The organism is Pedobacter chitinilyticus, assembly GCF_003313385.1.
GTDB lineage: Bacteria > Bacteroidota > Bacteroidia > Sphingobacteriales > Sphingobacteriaceae > Pedobacter > Pedobacter chitinilyticus.
This window is the reverse complement of sequence record NZ_QMHN01000005.1, coordinates 344,830-367,874: the sequence shown is the minus strand read 5'-3', so window position 1 is coordinate 367,874 and position 23,045 is coordinate 344,830. Positions and strand designations below refer to the sequence as shown.

20 protein-coding genes are annotated in these 23,045 nt (G+C 37.0%); 3 read left to right on the top strand and 17 right to left on the bottom strand.

Annotated elements, in window-relative coordinates; genetic code table 11:
* Window positions 1-32: 32 nt before the first annotated feature.
* Complete coding sequence (locus DUT70_RS16420) at window positions 33-1,709, bottom strand: sensor histidine kinase (RefSeq protein ID WP_240432158.1); 1,677 nt, start codon at window positions 1,707-1,709, stop codon at window positions 33-35.
* 3 nt (window positions 1,710-1,712) lie between these two features.
* On the bottom strand, window positions 1,713-3,608 hold the full coding sequence (locus tag DUT70_RS16415) for a S9 family peptidase (RefSeq protein ID WP_240432156.1): 1,896 nt from the start codon (window positions 3,606-3,608) through the stop codon (window positions 1,713-1,715).
* A gap of 221 nt (window positions 3,609-3,829) precedes the next feature.
* On the opposite strand from DUT70_RS16415, the gene DUT70_RS16410 reads away from it, so the two are divergent.
* From DUT70_RS16410 to rfbC, 3 genes are read left to right on the top strand one after another with little or no spacing between them, the layout of a single operon-like run.
* Window positions 3,830-5,638: a tetratricopeptide repeat protein gene (locus DUT70_RS16410; protein ID WP_113648436.1), complete on the top strand. Its 1,809-nt coding sequence runs from the start codon at window positions 3,830-3,832 to the stop codon at window positions 5,636-5,638.
* A gap of 15 nt (window positions 5,639-5,653) precedes the next feature.
* Window positions 5,654-5,956: a DUF4286 family protein gene (locus tag DUT70_RS16405; protein WP_113648435.1), complete on the top strand. Its 303-nt coding sequence runs from the start codon at window positions 5,654-5,656 to the stop codon at window positions 5,954-5,956.
* Window positions 5,957-5,959: 3 nt separating this feature from the next.
* Window positions 5,960-6,514, top strand: a complete 555-nt coding sequence (gene rfbC / locus DUT70_RS16400) for a dTDP-4-dehydrorhamnose 3,5-epimerase (protein ID WP_113648434.1) — start codon at window positions 5,960-5,962, stop codon at window positions 6,512-6,514.
* Between the two features lie 101 nt (window positions 6,515-6,615).
* Here the strand turns inward: rfbC and DUT70_RS16395 are convergent, their stop codons facing one another.
* The 15 genes from DUT70_RS16395 to DUT70_RS16325 all read right to left on the bottom strand — a co-directional run bounded on the left by DUT70_RS16395 (window position 6,616) and on the right by DUT70_RS16325 (window position 23,037).
* Window positions 6,616-7,458, bottom strand: coding sequence for an OmpA/MotB family protein (locus tag DUT70_RS16395; protein ID WP_113648433.1), 843 nt, complete (start codon window positions 7,456-7,458; stop codon window positions 6,616-6,618).
* A gap of 30 nt (window positions 7,459-7,488) precedes the next feature.
* Entirely contained in the window at window positions 7,489-8,148 is a 660-nt protein-coding gene (locus tag DUT70_RS16390) for a DUF2461 domain-containing protein (RefSeq protein WP_113648535.1), read from the bottom strand.
* Window positions 8,149-8,293: 145 nt separating this feature from the next.
* Window positions 8,294-8,539 (bottom strand): hypothetical protein, encoded by a 246-nt coding sequence (locus DUT70_RS16385; protein ID WP_113648432.1) that lies wholly within the window; start codon window positions 8,537-8,539, stop codon window positions 8,294-8,296.
* Window positions 8,540-8,946: 407 nt separating this feature from the next.
* Window positions 8,947-9,348 (bottom strand): hypothetical protein, encoded by a 402-nt coding sequence (locus DUT70_RS16380; protein ID WP_113648431.1) that lies wholly within the window; start codon window positions 9,346-9,348, stop codon window positions 8,947-8,949.
* Window positions 9,349-9,410: 62 nt separating this feature from the next.
* On the bottom strand, window positions 9,411-10,469 hold the full coding sequence (locus DUT70_RS16375) for a hypothetical protein (protein ID WP_113648430.1): 1,059 nt from the start codon (window positions 10,467-10,469) through the stop codon (window positions 9,411-9,413).
* 126 nt (window positions 10,470-10,595) lie between these two features.
* Window positions 10,596-11,912, bottom strand: a complete 1,317-nt coding sequence (locus DUT70_RS16370) for a DUF4302 domain-containing protein (protein ID WP_113648429.1) — start codon at window positions 11,910-11,912, stop codon at window positions 10,596-10,598.
* 9 nt (window positions 11,913-11,921) lie between these two features.
* A complete protein-coding gene (locus tag DUT70_RS16365; protein ID WP_113648428.1) occupies window positions 11,922-13,238 on the bottom strand; it encodes a substrate import-associated zinc metallohydrolase lipoprotein in 1,317 nt (438 codons plus the stop codon).
* An 18-nt stretch (window positions 13,239-13,256) separates the two neighbouring features.
* Window positions 13,257-14,705, bottom strand: a complete 1,449-nt coding sequence (locus DUT70_RS16360; RefSeq protein WP_113648427.1) for a RagB/SusD family nutrient uptake outer membrane protein — start codon at window positions 14,703-14,705, stop codon at window positions 13,257-13,259.
* A gap of 10 nt (window positions 14,706-14,715) precedes the next feature.
* Window positions 14,716-18,306: a SusC/RagA family TonB-linked outer membrane protein gene (locus tag DUT70_RS16355; RefSeq protein WP_240432153.1), complete on the bottom strand. Its 3,591-nt coding sequence runs from the start codon at window positions 18,304-18,306 to the stop codon at window positions 14,716-14,718.
* A 329-nt stretch (window positions 18,307-18,635) separates the two neighbouring features.
* Window positions 18,636-19,859: a FecR family protein gene (locus DUT70_RS16350; RefSeq protein ID WP_113648425.1), complete on the bottom strand. Its 1,224-nt coding sequence runs from the start codon at window positions 19,857-19,859 to the stop codon at window positions 18,636-18,638.
* Between the two features lie 67 nt (window positions 19,860-19,926).
* The gene (locus tag DUT70_RS16345; protein WP_240432151.1) at window positions 19,927-20,517 is read right to left on the bottom strand and encodes an RNA polymerase sigma-70 factor; all 591 of its coding nucleotides are present in this window, start codon (window positions 20,515-20,517) and stop codon (window positions 19,927-19,929) included.
* Window positions 20,518-20,651: 134 nt separating this feature from the next.
* The gene (locus DUT70_RS16340; protein WP_113648534.1) at window positions 20,652-21,191 is read right to left on the bottom strand and encodes a DUF420 domain-containing protein; all 540 of its coding nucleotides are present in this window, start codon (window positions 21,189-21,191) and stop codon (window positions 20,652-20,654) included.
* A gap of 61 nt (window positions 21,192-21,252) precedes the next feature.
* On the bottom strand, window positions 21,253-21,957 hold the full coding sequence (locus DUT70_RS16335) for an SCO family protein (protein WP_113648423.1): 705 nt from the start codon (window positions 21,955-21,957) through the stop codon (window positions 21,253-21,255).
* On the bottom strand, window positions 21,958-22,314 hold the full coding sequence (locus DUT70_RS16330; RefSeq protein ID WP_113648422.1) for a cytochrome C oxidase subunit IV family protein: 357 nt from the start codon (window positions 22,312-22,314) through the stop codon (window positions 21,958-21,960).
* A 21-nt stretch (window positions 22,315-22,335) separates the two neighbouring features.
* Window positions 22,336-23,037 (bottom strand): cytochrome c oxidase subunit 3, encoded by a 702-nt coding sequence (locus DUT70_RS16325; RefSeq protein ID WP_113648421.1) that lies wholly within the window; start codon window positions 23,035-23,037, stop codon window positions 22,336-22,338.
* Between the last annotated feature and the right edge of the window lie 8 nt (window positions 23,038-23,045).

The following is a 23,045-nucleotide window of genomic DNA, read 5'->3' as shown; positions in this document are numbered from 1 at the left end:
GAATGCTATTATTCACTCATTCTATCATTCTATCATTGATTAAACGGTAATACGATTTTAAACTCGGTGCCTTTGTCTACCACACTGCGCACACTAATTTCACCTTTCATAAAATTAACAAGTTCCTTACAAAAAGCCAAACCTAAGCCTACACTTCCTGCTTGGTTATACTGATTTTGAATCCTATAAAATTTCTTAAAGATATTGTTAATTTCCGACGCAGGAATACCAATACCTGCATCTTTAAAACGTAAAACCACTTTATCTTTAATTAACCTAGCGGTAATGTGTAATTGCTTTCTATTGGGAGGCGAATATTTATACGCGTTTTCTGCCAAGTTATCAAACAAACTACCCAATAGCACAGGATCTGTGATGAAATGTGTAAAGTCGGTAACCTCATAAGTCAGCTTAAAATCTGGATGCTTAAGCTGATGGACATCAATGGTACTTTCGATAAACTCAACCATATCCACGCGATCTTCATTGAGCTTAATGGCCTTGTTTTCAATTTGGGTAAAAGCCAGCAACTTATTCATTAAGCCATTCAACTTATCGGCTTCTTCATCCAAAATTTTGCCATATAGTTTTTGCTCCCTTTCGGAGATGCTTGCAGCGCTTTTAATATTATTGCCTGCAATTTTAATGACGCTAACGGGTGTTTTAAATTCATGCGTTAGGTTGGTCAAAAAATCATATTGCAGCTTAAACATCTTATGGTTAATGTTCAGATTACGATAGATCAAAAAGGCAACGAGTAATAACAGTCCATAAAAAATCAATATCAGCGCAGCAATAGGGAAAAAGTAGCCAAAAATCTCTTTCTTAATAAAAGATTTTGCAGAGATGAAGTATAGTTTGTAAGCCGAAAAAGGACCACCCAAAGTAATCTCCCCAGTTTCATATTCCGAAGAAGTTTCCAAAGGATCGTAGGTAATCGGTTCAATACGTACCGACTGGTAAAGCAACGGACGATTGTTCTTGATCTTAATCTTCATAGGATCAAGTTCAAAAGAAAGCATGTCTTGCTGATAAACTGGTTCAGACGGCAGCTTTTTTGTAATCATCTGCTTGTAAATCTTCAAATCCTCAAAACGTGGAATATTGAAGTAATCTATCCGGTTATGCTTGATATTAGAGAAAATATTAAAAAGTTCCTCTTGTGTGGGCGTTCTGGCAGTGTCGAGCTTATTTACAAAAGTATAAAGCTTCAAAGCCAACTCATTAAAACTCTCCAGCGTAGCATTGCTTTGTACGGCATTTGGACCAAAAATCTTTACTGAATCTTCGGGAATATAGGTTCCAAATTGATACGCGTTTTTCATCCCTACAGAAAACTCCCCAACATTTAGTCCATTATCCTCGTAACGCATGTTACGTACCTCGGCATCAAAGAAAACTACTTTTTTAACGAAAGGGTATTTAAGTAAAATCGTATCTACAAACTTGGCGGCTGTAGCCGAATCAAGGAAACCGTTGTAGTAAGAAATTTCTGGCAGTTTGTTCGAAAAGAAATCATTATAGGGCTTGATACTTTCTTCTAGCACATTCGTTTTTGCGGAAATAAAGTCACCCTCGATTTTCTTTTTGCTGAAATTGAACGCCAAAAACAACGATAGTACAAAGAGTACCGAGATTAGGCCGATAAATGCAACGATTAGGGAAAAGTTTTTACGGTAACCGCTTTCTTTAACAGACTCCATGGCCATGACTTAGCGCTTTTTTAGGTTACCTTGTAAAAAAAGTTCAAGTGCAGCGTATGATTTTTTTCGAGCTTCCTCTCTATTCAAAGGTGACTTACTATCTTCCTTCTCCATATAAGTTACAGGTAGATTTAACTTTTTAAGCTCCTTTACAAACTGTACTGCATCATTCCCATTGATCCGTGGATCTTTAGAGTTTTGCGTAATGAATACAGGGATATTTATTTTATCGGCATGAAAAACTGGAGAAGCCTGCCTCATGTATTCCGCATCTTTATCTGGATTACCTACAATTTCGTAATACATTTGAAGGTTAGAAGTTAAAAACGGTGGAATTGCTTTTAGGTAACTGAAAAGATTTAATATGCCAGTGCTTGAACCTGCACATTTATATAACTTGTTATTGTTTACAGCACTGTTAATGGCAATAAGTCCTCCAAAGCCATAACCATAAATGGCTACACGTTGTGGGTCGGCTATTTTTTGTTTAATAAGCCAATGCACGCCAGCATCTACATCTTGCTGTATTTTTTGTCCCCATTGCTTAAAACCCGCTGCATAAAATTCCTTGCCGTAACCAGTGGAACCTCTATAGTTCACCTGCAGCACTGCATAACCTCTATTGGCTAAAAATTGCACATCGGCATTGAAACCCCACGAATTGCGCTGACCTGGGCCGTTATGCGGCATTACCACTACTGGTAAATTTTCTGGCTGTACGCCTAATGGTAAAGTTAAGTATCCATTGATTTTAAAACCATCGTTAGTGATATAACTAATAGGCTTCATTTCGCACATTTCATCCTCTTTAATGGAAGGGTTGATGTCGCTCAATTTTTTCAGGGAGTTGCTTCCCGAATTATAAAGGTAGTAAGCGCCCGGGCTACGGTCGGTAAAGGTCCTTACAATAAAATGTTGTTCGTTTTTATCTTGATGAATAATTTTCGATTCGGCATCAGGAATTAATTTTTCCAATCCTTGATAAAGCTTTTTAGCATCATCACTCAAATAATGTTTTTCCTTTTTCCAGGTTTCGTACACGACAAAATCCATTTTGCCTCGGCGTTTGGAGTATTGCGCCTCTACTACATTTAAAGTATCTTCTGCAAACAGTACATTTTTTTCTTTTCCTGTGATACAATCAATTTCTACCAAAGCATTTTTATCCCTATTTACATTAGAAATGGCATAAATGGTGTTGGGCTTGTTTTCTGAAAAGGCTACAGGCCACAAGGTAGTTTTAAAGTTATTGGTAATGATTTTTTGGAATGGTCTGGCTTCATTTTCACGGTACCAAACAGATTCGTTTACGCCATCGGTAGAAATGGCCATGCGCAACTTACCCTTACTATCCGTTAGCCAATCGGTAAAATTACCTGGATTTTTAGCTGCCACAATCATCTGTCCATCGCGTACGTTCAATTTATAAACGTCAAAAACGGTAGAATCTCGCTTGTTACTACTTACCAATAGAAATTTATCTTCTATCAGTTGATCTTCCAACAAACGCACCTTGCTTTTGCCATCATTACTTAAAACACGCTCTTGGGTGCCATTTTTGTTGACAATGTATAAGTCGGTTTGAAACCTGCTACCTTCCTTTTCTTTATAGTAGATCAGTTCATCATTACTTACCCAGCAATAAAAATTGATATTACGTTCTTCGAGTTTTGAAATTTCGGTGATGCTTCCCTTTTCTAAATCCTCAACCACCAGATGTTGTTTTTTATCTTTAAGCGTTAAATAAGAGAGGTATTTTCCGTTGGGAGATAGACGATACAATGCCCGATCTTGGGTTTTAAAAAAGTCGTTTACAGGGATTTCCCTCACTTGTGCATCACGATTACATGCCAAAAGCGCTACCACCAACAACAACCATACATATTTTTTCACTGCAATCATCATGTCGCAAAATTACACAACCCCTATAGCTGTTGGGCTATTAGCATTAACATTGTTACTTTTATCAGAGGCTTTAGTTATATCCAAATAAAATAACAATTTGGCATTTTACAGAAAATAGACCGTAACATTTAAAATACAGTATCTCTCCTAGCGTTATTTTATTTTCAATTCGTAATTATAAGCTTAAAAAATTTAATTTTAGCAAATAGCGAAATTTGCCGATGAAACGTCTGATGTTATTATTTCTTGGTTGTTGCTGGTGCACCTTTAGTTTTGCCCAACAAAATATAGATGAAGCACTGGCCTATCAGTACTATCAGCAGGCAGATTACGAGAAAGCGGCTTCACTACTCGAAAAGCTCTTTAACAGCACCAGAAACGATGGTTATTTTGATCTTTATTATACTTCGCTGCTGAAAATCAAAAAATACGATGAGGCCGAAAACCTGGTTAAAAGACTCATCAAACAATCACCTCAAAAACTCAACTATCAAATTGCGCTTGGCCGTATTTATCAAGAACTTGGTAAAACCACTGAGGCCAACAAGATTTATTATACTGCCATACAAAATGTACCCAAAAACGAATTTCAGTTTAGAGATTTGGCCAACGCTTTTTACAGGTTCGAAACTTATGACATGGCCGTTAATACTTTTTTACAGGGCCGTAAGGTGCTTGGCGATGAACAGCTTTTCACTTTTGAGCTATTAAGTATTTATCGATTTAAAAAGGATAAACAAGCCTTAATTGACGAATACATCAATGCGCTGCCTGCCAATCCACAGTTAATCCCTCAAGCGCAAAGTGTGCTTTCTAGCGTTTTTGAAAGCAATGGTGATTACCAACTATTGCAATCAGCTTTGCTTAAAAAGATACAGAAAGACCCTCAAAACGAAATTTATACTGAATTGCTGATTTGGCAATACATCCAACAGCAGCAATATGACATGGCGTTAAGACAGCTTATTGCCCAAGATAAGCGAGCTAAAAATGCTTCTGATTTAATTTTTAATACGGCGAATACGTTTGTGGCCAATAAAGCTTTTGGCCCTGCCATTAAGGCCTATGAATATTTATTAAGCAAAGGTCCTGAACAAGAACTTTATTTGGCGGCAAAAATACAACTCATTAATGCTAAATATGAATTGGCAATGCAAGGTAAAACAGATCAGGTAGCTATTAAGGCGTTGGCTGATGAATTTACCCAGGTGATCAGTCAGTATGGGATTAGCAACCAAACTATTTTTGCACTTAAAAAACTATCTTATTTACAGGCTTATTATTTGAATAATTTGTCTGAAGCAGAAAAAACTTTAGAACAGGCCTTAAAAGTTCCTGGTTTGCCCGCCATGGAACTTGGTCAAATCAAAATAGATTTGGGCGATATTTATCTGCTGAACAAACAGCCTTGGGAAGCAGTGCTGATTTACGAACAAGTAGCCAAGCAATACGAAAACCTTCCAATTGCCAGCGAAGCTCGCTTTCGTTCGGCTCGACTGTCTTTTTATCAAGGAAACTTTAAGTACGCCAAATCACAAGCTGATGTGCTTAAGGCTTCCACTTCTCAGTTGATTGCCAACGATGCTTTAAATCTGAGTCTTTTAATTTCAGACAACCTGCAAAGCAAAAACGATAGCTTGGCACTGATGATGTATGCGGACGCGGAGATGCTACAGTTTTTGAACAACAATACCGCAGCCATTAAGAAATTAGACAGCATTGATATTGCTTTCCCAAAGAATAGTTTGACGGATGATGTGCTCATGTCGAAGGCTAAAATCTATATCAAGACTAGTGAGTTTGCTAAGGCGGAAGAGAATTTAAAGGAATTGATTGCCAACCACGCTACCAGTATTTGGATTGATGATGCCATTTTTACCTTAGCAGATCTTTATGAACATCAGCTGAACAATATTGAAGCGGCCAAAAAGCTATATCAACAGTTGATTACTGATTTCCCTGGCAGCATGCTCAACAGCGAGGCGAGGAAAAGATACCGCAACATGCGTGGGGATAATTTAGGTGCTTAAGTGTATCTTTGCGGCATGCTATTATTTAATGTAACCGTAATTATTGAAGAAGCTTCGGCAACTGATTGGCTGCAATGGATGAAAGAAAGCCATATCCCTCAATTGATGGATAAAGAGTGCTTTGTATCTTACAGACTTTTAAAAATTGTAAATTCTCCCAATGAGGGCTTGAGCTATTCTATACAATTTATTGCCGAGGACGAAACTCGTCATCAAACCTTTTTAGATTTACACGAACAACTTTTTATTGCCGAAATGTATAACAGGTACCCTAATAAGCTGGTTACCTTTACCACATTAATGGAATTTGTAGGATAATTTATGAACTTAATAGAAACACCAATCAAAGACCTATTTGTGATTGAGCCAAAACTATGGCAAGACAGCAGAGGTTACTTTTACGAAAGCTTTAATCAAAGAATTTTTGAGCAGGCAGGCATTGATGTCACTTTTGTACAGGATAATCAATCTTTTTCCAAAAAAGGTACGTTACGAGGAATGCATGCTCAAGCAAATCCATTTGCACAAGGCAAACTGGTAAGGGTAATACAGGGCCGCGTAGTTGATGTCGCTGTAGATATCAGAAAAAACTCTCCTACTTATGGACAGCATTTTGCCATTGAACTAAGTGGTGAAAACCACAAACAATTATGGGTACCTCCTGGCTTTTTACATGGTTTTTTAACTTTAGAGGATGATACCATCTTCACGTATAAAGTAAGCAATTACTATGATAAGGCTTCGGAAATAGGCATCATGTGGAATGATCCAACCATCAATATTGATTGGGCAACTTATTTAGATCCTAAAGAGTTTTCTTTATCAGACAAGGATTTAGTGTTAGGTGATTTTGCTTCGTTTCAGTCACCGTTTTAACATAAAAGCCACAGATACACTGATTTGATTTGTGTATCTGTGGCTATAGCTCCTTCGCTCCCGAAGTGTCGCGGCAGGTTCGTTCAGAATGACAAACAGCGCTATTGTTTAATCAAATCGTACAATTCGTCCAATTTAGGGGAAAGTACAATTTCAATTCTGCGGTTTTTGCTTCTTCCTTCGGCACTGGTATTTTCTGCTAAAGGTTGATATTGTCCTTTACCTGTTGCGGTCATTCTCACACTTTCAACTTTTTGCTCTTCGGTTAGGAAACGTACTACAGAAGTTGCGCGTAATACACTTAAATCCCAGTTATCTTTAATCTGTCCCAAATTGTTAATACGTTGCGAGTCGGTATGACCTTCTACGGCAATGTTAATTTCAGGCTGTTGTTTCAGTACTTCGGCCAGTTGGGTTAAGGCTTGTTTTCCTCGCTCATCAATAATGATACTTCCCGATGGGAATAATAATTTATCGGTTAGGGACACATATACTTTACCATTTTTAACTTCTACCGTCAAGCCATTTTTAGTAAAGCCAAGTAGCGCTTGCTGCAATTTAGCTCTTAATTGGTTGGTGGCCTCATCGCGTTTGCGCAATACTTCCTCTACTTCTTTCAAGCGTTGCTCTCTCTTTTTTAGGTTTTCGCTTAGCTTGTTGATTTCCGAAGAACTGTTGCTTCTCAATTTGCTGTAGTTGGCGTCCAAATCAGTGTAACGTTGATTCAGAGCTGCCAATTGACTATGAAGCGCTGCCGTATCGGCTTGTAGGCGTTTAATGCGTTGCTCTAAGCTTTCATTCTGCGATTGCGAATTGTTCCATCCCATGTTTAGGGAATCTTGCTTGGCTAAAAGCGATTTGTATTTTTTAGTAGAAAGCACCACGCATGAACTTAAGGTGGCGACAACTAAAAAAAGAGCAACTAAAAAATTGAATTTCCTCATTTGTGTTTTATCAATGTATGTTTTAAGGTGTTACTGATCTACTGCTTTGCGCAAAAATAAAATGAATGGTTGAATGGTATGGAAAGCTTTTATCAACTTTTCCACGATATCCTTCTGATAAAAATCTTCTTCCTTTAAAGGATAGATGGAAATAAAGCTTTTCAGTTTCAAGTAATCGATCATTGGATGATCTACTTCATATCCCTTTGGAGCTTTTTTCAAACTGTCTTCTTTGCTTAACGAGAATAATGCTTTGTACTCTTTATCATTAACCACTTCTAAGAACTCATCAGCACTGTAATCAATTTCTTCTCTAATGCTTTTCACTACTTTGCTCTCAGGCATCCAAAATCCAGCGCCAAAGAAACAGCTTCCTGGCTCCAAATGGAGATAGTAACTAGGAGTAGTCGGACCATATCCCTTCACATCAAAGGCTATTCCGTAATTCTTTTTGTAAGGTGCTTTGTTTGGACTAAAACGAATATCCCTGTAAATACGTAATAAGCATTTTTTAGGCTCGGTATCTGCCGAAAATTGTGGATCGATACTGGAAAGTTCCTTAATCAAAGGGGTTATCAAGGCAAAAAGATCAATTTTAGCCTCTTCGTACAAGTGTTTGTTTTTTGCAAACCATTCTCTGTTGTTATTGTCTGCCAGTTCCCTTAGGAAATCAAATGTGGATTTTTTCATCTGTTTAGATTCTATTTCAATTGTGATGAAGCTGCCATCAAAAAATGATGACGGTTTAAGCATAAAATCATAGCATTAGCAATTGCCGCCAATGTAGCAAATTAATCTTTGTTAAAGGAAATTTTAAAGGTTTTTAACAGTAGTACTAGGCCAGGGAGCTAGTTTCTTTTTTGCGAAAGTTGGTATACCAAATCACGCCTACACCACCCGCTAGTAAAAATGGAATGGCCAGCAAATACAAAACTCCAGAGTTTAGTCCTTTAGTTTGCGTATTGCCATTCTTCACACCCATTTCGGCATTTGCGGTACACATTGCACATTGGGCATTGGCATCTGGGCTAATGGCTAGCACCGTGAAAAAGAAAAGTAATATGGCCAGTATTTTTTTCATGCCTCAAATTTAAACTAAAATTGGCAGAAGTTATTTCATTTTTAGGTAAATAATATGAAGACATTTATTGGGCAATCGATATTTACCTTTCCGCTCGCATTTCCCCATATTATAGTCATTTCTTATATGATTTGAAGCTGCTGATTGCAGGAAGCTTTCATACCTACAATAAAAGGTCCTTACACCACCGCATGGAGGTCTTATAGTTACAATGATTAGTCCTTACACTACTGCATGGAGGCTTCATTGTTACAATGATGGGGCCTTTCACTAGTGCTTGAAGGTTTCATTGTAATTTTACTATTCATTTAGTAAAAACGATAATACGTCATCGTGTAATTAAAATAGAAATAGCTATTTCAATAATTAAAATTTGACCATAGTACCGGCCAAGAATTAATGCCAAGCTAATGATTTAACTCCATTGGCTTGAGTTTTTCCAAAAACGAGATGAGTTCTGTATGAGATGCTTCGGTTATTAAAGAAATATCAATATTTATTTCGCTGCTATTTTTAAAAATTTTTAGGTGATCACCATTAATTGCGAAACTAGTGACGTCTTTTAAATAAACTCTCTTCGTCAGCAATCCATTTATGATGAGTTGCTCATTGTCAATCGTCATATAATCGGCTTGCTTATCGAAAATTAGAAATAGCGTGATACTAACGCCAAGAAACACATAAGCATAATGTGTCCAGTGGTGTGTTTGGTCAGTAACAAAATAAGAAATGCCCAGCAGTAAAAATATTGGACCTGCCCAATAAGTGCCAAACTGATATCTAGCATTTTTAAATTTAATGTTGAGCATAAAGAAGAACTAAAAATGGCCCTTGACTTACACTTCAAGAGCCATAATGAATATCGCTTAAATTATAACCCATAAGGGCCAACTACTTGACCATTTTGGATAGATAGCAAAAAGTTATTCCTTTCATATGAAGAGAAGCTATTAGGCAATCTATAGAAACCATTTGGCACATATGTGGTATGATTTGCATCTGAATATAATTTACCATTTGATGAATTATAGTAAATTGGAGTTGAAAAAAGCAAATCACTCACAAAATTAAATACATCAGCCTCGTTATTATAGTATTCTACAGATGTATAATTACTTGTAATTGATATAGTATAATCTGCGGGCTGTAGCGTCAAATCACTCGAGGAAGCTTTTAAGCTAATCCAGCCTATAGTCCTCGTTGCTGCAAAATTTACATATTCTATTGAGCTTTCGGCGATATAATAATTATACAAATCAGTTGTCATTTTTATCTTTCCAGCAAACATCGCGATGCCCAAAGTAAGATGGTAGATATCACCATCCAAAGCACCATGCTGTCCCGTATTCACGAATACATTGTTTAGCCCCAATGTGTATATAGATTTTGATATGGCTAGCATTCTTTCCTCTGGAGTAAACAATGGCAGATTTTGCGACAAGGCATAATTATGTGCTTGCTTAAGTACTGACAAAAATGTTTTTTGTCCACTTGAAAAATTACGAGATATATTATTTAAGGCATACAAAATTTCGGCAGGATCCACTTCTTGATTTACCTCTGTATCTCCACCATTATCTATTGGCACCTCTTCATCACCACCACCACCTGGATTGCCTGGATTCGACGTCATTAAGCAATTAACATAATTATTATAGTCTTCCTGTATAAGGTTTGCTAAAGCATTACCTACCAGATTGGTAAACGGAATTGTTCCTGCAAGTACAAGTGAATTATAGGTATTCGTTATATATGAGTTATAACAGGAGCTTGCAGTTTGTGAAGTTGAGATGCCATTAGGTTTAAAATTTTGAAGGCCTACTACATCATCTTGACGAGAGTTGCTAATTAGACTGTCATTTTTAGAACAAGAAAGTTGTAATACCAGGGTAACAATAATTGCGAAAAAAATTAGATGTTTCTGTTTCATACGATTTACAGTTAATTTAAATAAAAGGTTAATATAAAGTTGTTATAAATAATTATGATTTTAAAAAACAGCCTGGCTATTCACCAGGCTGTTTTAATTAACTATTAATCTAACTCACAAGATCCTCTACTGACTGAGCGTTCCATAGAAAAACGATGCAGGATTGCTTTGGCCTAAGAAGCCTCCCACTTTGGCCCCAGCTGGAGCTGCCGCAGAGATATAAGCAATCTTAAACGAATTATTAGCAATGTAATTCCTCAACGCAACCACGTAAGTAGCTATGGTAGCGGCATTCCCCGAAGGCGTACCCAATTGTGTAAAAGTAGCTACACCTGTAGTGGCATTTAGGTTCATAGTATAATTGAAATCAGCCAAGAAGAATGAGTTTGGACTTGAAGGATTTCTATACCTGATTTGGAAGTTGATGGTGCCATTAGTATTAAACAAAATGGTGATATATTCTATATATCTTCCAGCGTTGCCTAACGTACCTAAGCTGGTATTTGCAGTATTATAAGCTGTTTTAAACGTTGCTGATTGGTCAGGCATTGTACTCACGTTAATTAACAATGAATTCCAGCGGCTGGCTAACAAAGTATGTAGCTCAGGTGTTTCTTCTAGAGGTAATGGTGACAACGAAACTTCAATAATAATTTTAGTAGTTCCGTTTAAGAAATAAAATTGCTTATTCACATCGTCCCAATACACACGGTCAAAGGTATAGTTATTGATTTTAAGTGGTGATTTTAGTTCTAAACCATCTAACTTAAATACAAAAGGTGAGCTAGTTTTACCCGCAATGTTAATCGACTTATTTGAAACCGAAATAGACACTGGAATTTGTTTTCCATCCAATAGAATAAAAAGAATTTTATTAGAAGTGGCCGCCGTTGCATCATCAATAAATGGCTTTAAGGCGCCTGCCAGAAACTTTTGTTCGTCCGCAGCAGTCAGTTTAGACATGTTAAACTTATTGCCATTAAATATACCATCAAAATAGATACTGTCTGCTGTTGTTTTTGTGAATGCAAATTCAAAATCTGAAGCCAAACCTGTAGCATTATTGCCCCCACTCACCGACCCGTTTGGGTCTGCTGGCAAATGGATATAACTATAGCCATCAAAAATTAAAGTTGGCCTCATTAATGCTTTTAACCTATACGTACTTTCAGCTAAAACGGTTGAAGTAGTTGTATTAAAATCTGAAAGCATTTTTACGGTTCCATCAGCATTAAATTTCAAATAGTACATGAAACCTTTGCCTCCTTTCGGATAAATTGTTGCTCTCCAACCATTAGGAGCGGAAAGTAGGTCGGCTTGTTTTGCGACCAACTCTGCAGCAATTCTTTTATCGGGATCTTCCAGTTTTGGATCTTCATCTTTCTTACAGCCTACCACGAAACCTAACATGGCAAGCGCTATATAAATAAGTTGCTTTTTCATTTCAAAAAATTAATATGATAAAAACCCATACATATAAGTACCTTGATTGTTAAAATCGTAAATACCTGTATACTGCTTGGTATTGTTGGCATTATAGTAGTACTTCACGCCAAATTGCTTTCCTGCCAAGAAGTTGGTCATACTCGTTACACCCGAAGCGATTACATCTGCGTTAGCGTCTCTAGAAGCATAGGTTAAAGAAAACGTACCATTGGCATTATTGGTAACATTATAGATAAAGTCTGCAGTAAATGCCGAACCTGATGTATTTCTATAATATAACCTTAGGGTGGTTTGAGTAGCAGAAGTACGGATTAATGCCATTTGGTCTAATATCCTACCAGCTCCACCAACACTAGCCAAACCTGTTGAAGTTTGGTCGTAAACGGTGATGAAAGGTGCAGACATGCCTGGGTTTGCCACTGGATCAATGGTTAAAATTGGCAATTTATCTGTTCCAAATGCAAAATAATCTCCAGCACTTTCAGGTGCTCTTTGGTTTAATGCCGCTTGTACTTTTGCTTGGATACTCTCAATATCAACATTCCAAGTTTGCTTTAGATAAGCAGTTACCATGGTTTGCTTTTGGCGTACATTTGCCAATGCCGTAGCATCGGTAATATTTCTGGTCAACACTTCAAATCCATTCTTACCTTCGGTAATGATCAGAGAAATCATTTCTACAAAATCTTCTTCTGGAGCCGCCTGTGCATATTGAGAAATAAATCCTTTGTTATAAAAACCTGAAGCATTGTTCCAATCTGCGGTATAACCACTCGGTGTAATGTATTGGTACTCTTTTTGGAACATCACCGTTTGATGCAGAATATGAGAAAATTCGTGATGAATTGTTTTTAATATCCTCTTTGATACTGATCTATTTGCAGCATCATAGTTATTTACATTAAACAAGGTGATTTTAATTCCGCCTCCAGCTTCTCCTAGGGTAACAGTACCTCCAGAATTATAACGAACACTTCCTATTAATACATAGTTCTTTGGAGCATAAGTCCTGATAAAATCTGCTCCCATTAAATCTACATATGGTTGAACCCATGCTGTATTTACCATTTCCATTAATGGTTTTACATTTTCTGCCTTGGGCGGAACTAATGTGAAATTTGGGTCTTGTTCTGTACCATCCCAACGGTATTTAACCGCTATATTGTAGGGTTTGGTAAAGGTATCGTAAAGCCAGGTATCGAGTCCAGTTTTAGGCCAAGTATCTCCGCCTAATCCAACAATTTCCCTATCTAAATTTTCAGTTTTTTTACAGCCAAACATTAATAACGCAATAGCCGTAAGTAAAATTCCTATTTTTTTCATGTTTAATTACGCTTTATGTTATCTTGGATTTTTTTGTACTCCTGAAAGCAAAACTTCATCTGGCAATTGCCATTGTCTTCTCAAGTCTTCTGCTTTCAATTCTTTTGACGATCCATCTTCGTAGACATGGACAACTGGTAGTTTGTGTCTAAGGATATCCATCCAACGTATGCCCTCGTGCACAAACTCAGCTCTTCTAAAATCTAAAATTGCATTGGTGTACATGGCCTTTTCATCAGGCAAATTACTGTAGTAATCTTTTACTTTTTTATCGGTTACACCATTGGCTGAAGTGTAATTAGTAATTCGTTTACTCAAAAGTGTATTGATATCAGCTACGCCATTTGCGTAAAGTCCTTTCATGATATAAGCCTCCGCTCTGTTCAACAGTAATTCTTCAGTAGTTAAAGATGGCTGCATGATATAAGCCACACCAGTGCTTGCATTAATGCTGGTTCTCACAAAATGTTCTGCATACTTAGGCACAAAATAATAAGTGCTAGAGAAGGAGAACTTCCTGTATGCTGAAAAGCTGATCCCCATTGGAGCCGTAATGCTATTTAAACGATTTTGAGAAAAAGCAAAAATTGCCCTGTTATAATATCTATTTAACCATGATGTAGTTTGTACCAGCAACAAGTTACCTGGTGTAGAAGCTGTTGTAAAAGCAGTTCCTACTTCCGTACTACTTGGCATGCTAGCATAAGATGGCCAAGGCTTTAGGTTATCAGCAAAATTATTGGCTGGAAATGCTAGGTTGGCACATTCTATTACTTTATCATAATTCTTTTTAAACAGATAAAAGCGTGCAGCAAGTGCATAAGCAGCTTTCTTGGTGAAGTGATAAGCTGGCACTGTATAAGCATTATCTTTAATCAATGGAATTCCCTCGTCAAGATCTTTTTGGATTTGATCATAGGTATATTCTACAGATTTACGCTCATAGTTTTTTAGTACAACATTTTCTGGCTCGGTAACATAAGGTATCCCCATGTCTGTTTCAGATGTTGTTTTATCATAAGGTTTCGAGAAAAATATAGCCAACATCAAATGAGCATAGGCTCTAGCCACTAAAGCTTCTCCCTTTTGTGCTTGATAATTCTCTGGATCAGCTGCTTTCTTTATCGCATCTAAAGCTTGGTTAGCTGCAGAAATCGCTCTATAGGTACTTGTCCAAAAGTATGTTGGAGAATCCTGATTAATAGCTCTGATATCGTTCCAAAAATAAGAATCGTAATTGGCTGGCACGTTATTTCCGGTAGCGTTTACAAAAGAAACATTATCAGACATCGATTCGGCAGCTAAAACGTAGTTACCACCACTATAAGCTGTTACTAATAATTCAGAGACTTTTTGTGGACTATTTAATTGGGTTCTCTGATCAGGCGCATGCTCTAAAAATTTCTTACAACCTGTTGTGGAAACAATAAAGCCGACTGTAAGTATATAACTAAATAATTTTTTCATGACTATGCTTTTATATTCCAATTTTTAATGATAATGTGTATTGTCTCGGAACTGGTATAGCTACACCACCCGAAGCAAAGAATTCAGGATCTTGTCCTTTTAGTTTTTTATCTGCATAGATTAGCCAGATATTATTGCCCTGTAATTTAATAGATGCACTGTTTAGCCCTATTTTTTTCATCAACATTTGTGGCAAATTATAACTAAGAGAAACTTGCTTTAACCTTACAAATGAACCGTCGGCTACTCTTTCTGAAGAGTAGTTAAACGCGGTGTAAGGATAACTTCCCGATAGTGATTTTCTTAACAAATAATCTCCTATCGATGGGCTGTTGACTACTTTCTCATCAAGCGGCAAGGTCCATCTATCCAAAAACTCTCTTGGCATCGCATCAGTATCATCGTAATTGGCAGAATAAGCGTTATTCAATCTAATTTTATTACCTGTTTGGTAAGACACAAATGCGGTAAGTACAAAGTTTTTATACTTGATGGTATTGGTTAAACCTCCTGTAATCAACGGCTCTACTGATCCTTCGTAAGTTAAATAAGCTGGATTTTGACTTTGAACGTAAACACTGTTGGATACATTTCCGTTTTCGTCAACAAAAGAAGGAACACCCAAATAATTTAAACCTTGAAAATTGATCGAATACAATCCTCTCACAGGACCACCTTCTAAAGCACCGCCTTCTGGTCTTACTAAATCATAAATTCGAGCAGTATTTTTTAGGTTAATAATTTTACTCTTATTATAGCCAAAAGTAAATGTTGGAGTGTATTGTAAACCATTTGGATTTCCAACTCTACCACTTACGGTAAACTCAACACCTCTTGATTGCATATCTGCATAGTTTGCATACTTTGTAAATTCGCCTCCAATACCTGAAGTACGAAAAGGACCGATTAAATCAAATCCATTCCTGTTATAAAAATCAACATTGATTGATAATTTATCTTTGAATAGGCCCAAATCTAAACCTGCGTTAAACTCATATTGCTTTTCCCAGGTTAATTCGGAGTTTTCCAAACCATCCAATACTATTCTTGATTCTACCTCCGACAATCTAGGACGTAGGGTGGTGCTGTTGGTCAATAAAATAGAAGAGTTTCTAGCATTACCCATACTAGCTGTTAAACCATAACCAGTTCTTAATTTCAAGTAGGAAATTTGTTCGATATTCTTGATAAAGTCTTCTTCAGACGCATTCCAAGCGCCACTTACCGTCCAAGTAGGCAACCATCTCGCAGTTCTAGATTCTCCCATCCTATTACTTCCATCATATCTGAACGTCCCGTTAATGACATATTTTGATTTATAGGCATAACTGGCATTTGCGAAGAATGCTGCAAATCTGTCGTAATAACGATCCATGCCAAAATAATTATAGTTTGCCTCTAACAGCATCTTAATTATTCTGTAGTCCGTAAATGGTACGCCGCCTTTATCATATTGATAACCGTAACCATTATTGAAGCTATTTTGTCTATTTGTAAATTTGAGTTCTTGTCCAATGAAACCACCAAGAGTATGATCTCCAATAGTTTTGTCGTATTGAATTTGGTTTCTCACATTGAAGTTCAATAAATTGTCATCATTTCTATTGTAAAACCCCCCTTGCGGCAAAACTGATATTTTTTCTACTTCTTGTGGTTTATCTGGATCCCTATAAAAGAAAATATTACCTTCTCTAATGGTTGAATTTGGAGCATACCTGTAAGCTAAAGCCATATTTGCATACTCGGTAATTTTATGTTCTCTTGTTGTTTTTACATAACGCATTGACCCTAATGATTTAAATTCAAATCCTTTTAAGAATTTGTAATTCAACTCACCTTGTACCTTCAAATCCAACATATCTAAATCGATATAATTATTCTCGCTTTCATTTTTGATGTTAAAGGGTGCGTAGTTAAGTTTATAGTATTCCAGATTACCATTATCGTCATACATACGCATGGTACGTGTAGTATTTAGCGCGTAGCTGAACGGATTAATATCAAAATCTCTTTCGTATTTACCTTCGACCACATTATTTGTACGTCCCAATGTACCTGGTGCACGCTGTTGTCTGTAAGCGCCTGTTGCTAAAATACCTGCAGTTACTTTTGGCGAAATGTTATAATTACCCCTGATGTTCATGGTATAACGTTTCACTTTATCGGCGATACTCCAACCATTATCATCGTAATATCCTAAAGAAAAGTAATGTTGTGATTTATCTGAACCAGAAGTGAATGAAAGCGAATGCTCTTGAACAAAAGAATTTCTGAAAAGCAAATCAAACCAGTCTGTATTAGCTCTAGCATATTTTTGTAAAAAAGCCGCTCTACCTTCTGGTGTGTTTTCTACTCCAAATTGGCCAGTAGTAGAATTGTATAGATTCATTTGCTCGTACAACTTTACAAACACTCCTCCGTTTTTGCCATTTACAATATTGGCATCTAAGCCTCCTTTTCTCAAAACCTCAGCGTATACCGACATTTGATCAGCAGAATTCATGATATTATATTGGTCGTACGAAGGTTTTAAAAAGGTAGAATAATTACCACTATAAGAAATGTTATTATTTCCCGCTCTACCCTTTTTTGTAGTAATTACCACCACACCATTCATGGCCCTTGCGCCGTAAAGTGCCGTTGCCGAAGCATCCTTCAAGATGTTAAAGCTCTCAATATCATCTGCATTGATACCTGCAACAGACGAACCTAGCAAGGTTAAAGCATCACCACTTGAAAGCTGGTCATTAGAAATGTTCACAATATCTTCCAACACAATTCCATCAACTACCCATAAAGGCTTGTTCTCTCCTGAAATTGAAGTTGCTCCACGGACACGAATTTTAGGTGCTGTACCGAATGTACCCGAAACGTTTTGAACGGAAACACCCGCAACTTTACCTTCCAACATACGGCTAACATCAATAATACCATCTTGCTTTACATCGCTACCTTTAATACTGGTAGCAGAGCCTGTAAATAGCTTTTTATTGATATTCTGAAATCCAGTAGATACAATATTCACTTCTTTCAGTTCACTAGCATCTTCTTCAATAGATAAATCTATCTTGGTTCTGCCGTTGATACCAATCTCCATTGTTTTGTAACCAATGAATCTGAAAACCAAAACTGCATCTTCTGGCGCCGTAATTTGGTATTCACCTTTATCATTGGTAATTACTGTAGTGTTAGTACCTTTAATAGTAACAGTTACTCCAGGCATCGGTAAGCCATCTTTTTTGTCTTTTACAACACCGGTAACTTTAACAGCAGCGAAGTAGTCAACAATTTTCTCTATGAATGATTTTTCTCGAGGCTTGATGAGAATGGTTTTATCTTCAATGGAATATGTTAAGTCTTTTCCAGAAAGGATTTTATCCATTACCTGCTCTACGGAAATGTTATTGAAACCTGCATTAACAACCGTACTACTCTTCATTTTGTCGGTAGATACCAGCACGTCGTAGCCCGCTTGCTTTTTAATTTCCTTAATAACTTTCTCTAAAGTTGCCTTCTTTTCTTTAATAGTTACCAACTGCCCGTAGGTAGCAGCGCTTACTTGAAGAAAGGAAACAAGCAATATCACTGTAACTAATTTCATGATCAATAAAAATTTTGGTAGGTAGCCAAAATGCCTACATAGAATTTTGGTGTAATTTCTATACATTTGATAGTCTGTTTTTTTGCAATCTCTCTTAGGCGCTAAGCGCCATTGAAATTTTTGCGGTTAATCCAATAAAATTGATTCCTGATACGCCAATATTTTAGGAATGGGTTTAAACAGATACTAGAAAAGGGGGTGTTACGAGCACCTCTTTTTCTTTTGTACTTGACGTTAAATGGAAGGGGTTAGGTTTGTGTGGTTCTTTTCATGTTTAAATAGTTTGTTCGGTTAGTTGATTTTGTTGATTTATTTCTAGCGCTTGTTCGTTAGCGCTCAGTTTCTTTATAAACGGTTATCTTGTTTTTGTTGATTTCAAATCTCACTTCTCCAGTCTGTTCAAATTTCCTCAGCACCTTCGACACGTTTTCAAAACGGCTAATACTTCCGTAATACATCACATCTTTAGCGCTGGCATCAGCATATTCGATTTGCACATTATACCAGCGGGCAATTTTGCGCATGATGTTTTCTTGCCTTTCATTATTGAACATGAAATAGCCATTTTTCCAGTCAATAGACTCTTCGGCATCAACCTCTTTAATGTTCATGCCTTTTTCGTTCAGTGTAGCTTGTTCTCCAGGTTTTAAAACATCTGGCTGTTGTCCTGCCAAATAAGGCATTACTTTCACGCTACCTTCCAACAAAGTGGTTTTCACGTCGCTTTCATCAGCGTAGGAATTGATATTGAAACTTGTTCCTAGTACTTCAACTTCCTGCTTGGCAGTTTTTACCACAAAAGGATGGTCTTTATCTTTTGAAACTTCAAAATATGCCTCGCCTTTTAGCTCAACCATACGTTTTTTGCCTTTTGCAAAAGAAATCGGATAGGTTAACGACGATGCTGCATTGAGCCATACCGAAGAACCATCTGGCAATTTAATTTGCCAAACTCCGCCTTTTGGAGTTTCTATGGTATTGAAAATATCTTCTTTGGTTGCTCCAACTGATTTATCGTCAACAATATTGTACACCAATTGTCCATCGGCAGTTTTTGTAATAGACAAACCTGCTTCTTTGGCCACATCGCCATTATGGATATCACTTAATGAAATTTTTTGACCATTGGCCAATACCAAAATAGCTTTGTTACTACCAGGGGCGGCATCTGAAGCATAACTACGTTGCTTTTGAAATAGAGACTTACCTCCTGAATATAAATAGATTACCGAGCCTAGGGCCAATAAAACCACTGCAGCGGCAGCCCATCTGAGTAATACAGTAGCGCGAGAAAGCTTAATTTGTTTGCTTGGAAGAGTTTGTCTTTCCTTGATTAGTCGCTTTTCAAAACTTTCTGCGACTTGCTTGCTGTCTACATTAGCCAATAGAGATGCCTTACCAGACAAACGCCATACTTTTTCTACACTAAGGTAGAACGCCTCATTTTCTGCAGATTGTTTACGAAATTGATCAACTTGGGCTTTACATTCTAAGTCACTTGGATAGTCCAAATGCTTTGCAATTAAAGCAAGTATTTCTGGTTGGTTGGTCATTTTGTTTGTTTGGTATTCTCTAAGACAAATACCTCACAAAAAACCCCTAGTCAGTCGCGATTTTTTTTTAAAAAAAGAATAAAAGCTGAAATAACCTCGTAGAGCTGCCAATTTCTACATTTCTCTTTTTGAGCATAGCCTCTCTCAAAAGTTTTAGCGCATTGGCGATGTGATTTTCAACCGTTCTCTCCGACAGCTCTAACTTTAAAGCGATTTCTCGATATTTCAATCGTTCAAACCTATTCATCTTAAAGATTTCCTTACATTTTGGAGGAAGTTTTTCAATTTCATCGAACAACAGTACAATTAATTCATTTTCTTCATCCAATTGATCGGCTTGGTCTTCGGTAAACTCATCTACAATTTTCTGATGGTGCTGTTCCAAATTCCGTTGCCTATTCACATAATTAATGGAAGCATTAATGACCGAGCGATATAAATAAGATTTGATGGATTGGATTTGCGTAAGATCGTCTGAACGCTCCCATATTTTCAGAAAAACATCCTGCACTACTTCTTCGGCCACATAAATATCTTTTACATATTTATCGCTTTCGATCAATAGTCTTTTAAAATACTGGGTATAGAAGTCTGTAAAGGCCTTTTTATTGCCTTTCTCCAACATTAGCTGTAAACTTTCTACTGTTCCTTTACCCACACTTCTGAATGATTATGAATTGCTATGTTCTAAGATAAGAATTATAGCAAAAAGCTATAGATTTTTTACAAAATCGAGCATTAAAAATTCAGCGTATTATATTTTAAACAGTTTAGAAATTAACTGCGGCTAAATTAATGAGCGTAATAAGGAGAAATCATGAGATACACCACCACCCCAGTAACGGCTACATACAGCCACATTGGAAAAGCAATCTTCGCTATCTTTTTATGTTTATCAAAACGTTGCGCCAAAGCTTTCACATAAGTGATGAGCACAAATGGGATAATGATGATAGATAATAGGATATGGGTTATTAAAATGAAGTAGTAGATGTATTTAATGGCACCTTCCCCACCAAATTTTGTAGAATCAGAAGTCATGTGATAGGCAACATACATTCCCAAGAACAATACCGATAGTAGGATGGCAAATTTCATCAGGTTTTCATGCAGTTTGCGTTTGCCATTTTTAATTGCCCAAACCGCAACTAGCAATACTACTGCCGTAATGCCGTTGATGGTCGCGTAGATAGGAGGTAAAAAGCTTAACGGTTGTACATCATATCCTAACTTTCTTAAGTTTACACCAAACAAAATGGCTACCACTACAGGAATGGCTATGGAAAGAATCCAAATCCACCTATTATATTTTTGTTCTACCGTATTTTCCATTTTCATAAATTAATAGTTGGCTAAATTTAATCTGTTTGAATTGTTAACTGAGAACTGTTAACTACCTACCGTCTTTAATATTTCTTAGTTCTTCGGCGATGAGTACTTTAATTTCGTCGTCTAATTTAGATAAGGCTTCTTGATTGCTGGCTTCGTAGAAACCTCTAATGCGGTGTTGAGAGTCTAACAGTACAATTTTATTGCTGTACAGAAATTTTCGATCGCTCTGCGTGCTGTTGTCAACCGCATCCAATAGCAGCGAACGTTTTACCACTTTATTTAGGGTCACAGTATCTCCTATCAAAAAGTCCCATTTTTGTGCTACCGCATTTTGGCTTTTAGCAAAATTGGAGCTTGCTTTAAGGTCATCTTTGCTATCTACACTGATGCTGGCCAAGTGTACCATATGGTTATTCTGGTACATTTCATTAAAACCTTGCATGGCTTTCATCGACATTTTAGCACCATCAGAATTCACCTGTGTATAAAAAAGGTTCAACACTACTACTTTTCCTTTCCAGGTATTTAAACTCGTTGTATCGCCATTTTGGTTGGTCAATACAAAATCATCCACTAGGTGATAAATGGTATCTGGAATTTGCTTTCCCCTTACCGAGTGGAAAGTTGACGCTACCTGTTTTGGACCATAAATAGGTAAAGGTTTGTAACGATTTTTACCTTTATCCTGTAGTAAATAATATAAAAATCCTGGTACCGCTAATATGGTGACCAGGATTAATATTTTTTTAATATGATTATATTTCATCTATACCCGTGGCATGTGCAAGTGAAGATAGCCACCTTCAATTAGCATCAATACAATAAAGTAAATGATAAATACGAAGGAAACTGTTAGCGATAATTGCAATCCCAATTTCTCGTACTTAAGGTGCATAAAATACGCCACAATATAAAATGCCTTTAACAGGGTTAGAAAAATGTAAACATAGTTACCAACCGACTGTGACATATGATCTCCTGGAATTGCCCATAATGCAATGATAAACTCAATTACAGTGATGAACAAAAGGATAAAAAACACTTTCCAAATTTTGCCTTTCGACATAGAGGCGTGCTCTCCGTGACCGTGCTCTTTTGATGTATGTGTGTGATGTTCTGACATAATAAATCTCTTTAAAACTAATTAAACCAAATAGAAGAAGGTAAATACGAATACCCAAACTAAGTCTACAAAGTGCCAGTAAAGGCCTACTTTTTCAACCATTAGGTAATGTCCGCGTCTTTCGAAAGTACCGTTAATTACCATACATAAAATGATGATGTTGATCACGACACCACTGAATACGTGGAAACCGTGGAAACCTGTAATGGTAAAGAACAAGTTGGCAAACTGCTGCGCAGATACGGCGGAGACTTCTCCTTCAAAGAAATGTCCTAGTTCCTTAGGGATTTGGCCCCACCAGAAACCTTCGTGGTGTAAGTGAGTCCACTCAATAGCTTGACAGCCTAAGAACATAAAACCACCGATGATAGTTGCTACCATCCACCAAATTACTTCTTTTTTAGATCCTCTGTGTCCTGCTTCTACGGCTAATACCATGGTTACAGAACTCATGATCAATATAAAAGTCATTATACCTACGAAAACCAAAGGATAACCATGGTCTGCGAAACCTGGGATAGATTGGAAAACCAAATCTGGATCTGGCCAAGCAAACTTGCTAAATCTTTGCGCTCCATAATAAACCAATAACGATGAGAATGTGAAGGCATCCGACAACAAGAAAAACCACATCATTATTTTACCATACTCTACCGACCATGGCGAACGACCGCCGGCCCATGGGGTTGTTTTAACTTGGTCTAATTTCGATAATGAATCCATTTAATAAT